We start from the raw sequence: 2,923 nt of genomic DNA on the forward strand, positions 1-2,923 counted from the left end.
CTCCGCATACTGAAACTCTCCTGGACCAGCTGATATCACGATATTAATGGTCGCCATAGTTGCCAGGGTGGCCGCTAATTGCTGGTACTGTTCCAGTGACAGGTTGTTGGCAGAACCGCCACTGCCTGGATGAATAAACAGGATTGGATGAGCGATATTGAGATTGTGCGTTTTACAAAACGCAGCTTTTAATTGTTGAACTTCTTCTTCATTGAATTGCAAATAGGGCGGGCTGGATGTTTCGCGGGTGTCACTATTTTGCGATTGCAGGAAATAATGGATCAGATCCAGGTTGTATTGGTATTCAGGTTTTTCAGAACGCGAACGTCGTTGAACCAACTTGTGATTATAGAAAAATTGCGCTGCCTTGGTGGCCGGTGCCAATCGGTAAGCCAGGCGAGCCGCTGCCAACGCAAAACCTATGCGAGTCGTTGAAAACAGCGTGATGGCGGCATCCAGCTTGTAGTTTCGAAAAATACTGATAAGACCACGTAATCCTTGCAGGCCGCTGTCTTTACCAGGGTCAATAATAATATGATCGATCCATTGGCAAGCTTCAGCCATATCTCGTGTGTATTCGGGTACCAGCGCAAATGTCTCACAATCAGGCAGGGCCTGTTTCAATAGTGCAAAGCTCGGGTAGGACAGCATGAAATCACCGAGCTTGTCATTGCGGATCACCAGTATTTTTTTAGGTTTGTGTTTCATGGGTGAAGCATTAGCTCGCGATGACATTTTGCTGTTGAAGTGCATGAATGACCTGTTCAGGTGTGACTTCATACATACAACGATTTTTTTCGCATTCCTTAAAACGCTGTGTGTGATAACAGGGGCTGCATGGCAGATTGGCGCTAAGGATATGTATTTCATTATCCGGCGTAGGGTAGGGGCCGGTTCGTTTGAAATTGGTTGGACCAATAATGGCATAAACCGGTGTATTCACAGCGCCGGCAATATGGGCAGGACCCGTATCGGTTGATATAACAGCGCTGGCGCCACTAATGAGTCCAATTAATTCCGGGAAGCTTGTTTTCCCTACCAGGTCACAGATATTTTTTGGTAACGGCTCCAGCAGTTTAAAAAAATCTGCTTCATTGCGTCCCCCGATGATGACAACCTGCGAGTTACTTTTACAGAGCTTTGCGATTAATTCCTGCCAGTGCGGTATAGGCCAGGCGCGGTAGTTACTCTCTGGTGCTGATTTGTAATGGCTATTACTGGGAACCAGCACCAGGTACTGTTTGCTGAGGTCAAATTTATTTTTAACTGTCGTTGTGTCTGTTCCCTGTAATTTGGGATAGGCATACGGCATGGCAGTTTCATTTAAAAAACTCCGATAAATCATCTGCAGGTTTTCCACTGCATGAGTTTCTTTGCCTTCAGTGAAATGTTGATAAGGAGAACCAATTTTTTGCCTGGCTCTTATCAGGCGAAGTGTCGTATCAAAAATAGAACCCAGTTCCAGGTTTATGACCAGGTCGTAAGGCTCACGAAAAGACTGTTTTATGATTTGTTGCTTGCCTTTATTGGCAATTAACGGTGTACGTCGGCTCTTGAGCTCAAACACGTGGCGTATGCGAGAATCTGCTTCAAATATCTTGCCGATGCCTGCTTTTGCCACCCAGTCGATAATGACGTTCTCGCCATCCTGGTTACCATAAGTGTGACGCAATGGTTCAATGATACTGGAGGCATAGGCGGTATCACCCAGGGCGCCGGCGCGTATAACTAGGATTCTGGCAGGGGAATTTTGAGCGTGTTGTTCCAAAATTGACAAACGATTATTTTTAAATGGTTAATAGAGTTAAAAAGATTGCAAGATTCAGGTTATAATTGAGAATGTAGCGCAATTTGTAAAGTACAAATTGTAAGGTGCAAATTTTAAAGTACAAACACTCAATTATCAGGTGGCGTCCCGATGCTGGACACAATTAAATCACAATTAGAAGCGTCTTGTCTTGTCAAACAGCAAATGCTGGGTAATGAAGAAACCTTGAATGCTATTCAGGAAATGGCAAAGCATTGCATAACCGCATTAAAAAATGGCAACAAGATCATCCTTGCAGGTAATGGTGGCAGCGCAGCCGATGCACAACACATTGCAGCAGAGCTCGTTGGCCGGTTTGAAACCGAGCGCGCTGGATTACCGGCATTGGCATTGCCTACCAATTCATCCACTGTTACCGCTGTAGCAAATGATTACAGTTTCGATAATATCTTTCGCCGCCAGGTCCAGGCACTGGGGCAGGCTGGCGATATATTTATTGGGATTTCGACATCCGGCAATTCATCCAATGTCATTGCGGCCATTGAACAGTGTAATGAGCAAGGTATGATGGCCATTGGGCTCACCGGTGAAACCGGTGGCGACATGTTGGAGCTGTGTGATTTATGTGTTCGAGTACCCTCGAATAATACAGCCCGCATCCAGGAAGCTCACATCACCATCGGGCATATACTTTGTTCCTTGATTGATAGTGCACTGACGCCTGCTTAATTTCCAGTTCGCTGCATAAAGTCATCCAGCTTATTGGTCACGTCTTCCACCGTAATGCGTTCCATGGTGCCAGCATCACGCACCCTCAGCCCCCAGGGCAAGTGGGCTGCATCTTTGGCATGTTTTTCCTTCACTGCTTCCTGATATTTGTCAATCACCCAGTCCTGGGAAAAGTAAGGCCTGGCACGATCAGGATTAGTACAGGCATATAGGCCAATGACCGGGGTATCGACAGCAGTGGCCATATGAGCCGGCCCGGAGTCAGGCGCCACGAGCAGTTTAGCTTTGCGTAGAATTGCCAGTAGTTGTTTCAGGTTGGTTTTGCCGATGAGATTAATAATCGGGAAATGGCATTTGGCTTCAATTTCCTCCCCAATCTCCAGTTCAGTAATACTCGGACCACCGGTGAGTACTACCCGTAGTGCA

At 46.3% G+C, this 2,923-nt stretch carries 4 protein-coding genes; 1 reads left to right on the forward strand and 3 read right to left on the reverse strand.

Annotation, left to right across the window (positions count from 1 at the left end; all coding sequences use genetic code 11):
• Both ACWVCM_RS00835 and ACWVCM_RS00840 read right to left on the reverse strand, forming a co-directional pair.
• On the reverse strand, positions 1-708 hold a 708-nt coding region (locus ACWVCM_RS00835), incomplete at its 3' end, for a glycosyltransferase family 9 protein (RefSeq protein WP_455199797.1).
• 10 nt (positions 709-718) lie between these two features.
• Entirely contained in the window at positions 719-1,768 is a 1,050-nt protein-coding gene (locus ACWVCM_RS00840; RefSeq protein WP_455199798.1) for a glycosyltransferase family 9 protein, read from the reverse strand.
• Between the two features lie 150 nt (positions 1,769-1,918).
• Here ACWVCM_RS00840 and ACWVCM_RS00845 point away from each other — a divergent pair, with 150 nt between their 5' ends.
• Positions 1,919-2,497 (forward strand): D-sedoheptulose-7-phosphate isomerase, encoded by a 579-nt coding sequence (locus ACWVCM_RS00845; RefSeq protein WP_455199799.1) that lies wholly within the window; start codon positions 1,919-1,921, stop codon positions 2,495-2,497.
• Here ACWVCM_RS00845 and ACWVCM_RS00850 read toward each other — a convergent pair.
• Positions 2,494-2,923: glycosyltransferase family 9 protein (locus tag ACWVCM_RS00850; RefSeq protein ID WP_455199800.1), on the reverse strand; the 430-nt coding region annotated here is incomplete at its 5' end. The two genes, ACWVCM_RS00845 and ACWVCM_RS00850, sit on opposite strands and share 4 nt — an antisense overlap.

This window comes from Kaarinaea lacus (assembly GCF_975902315.1).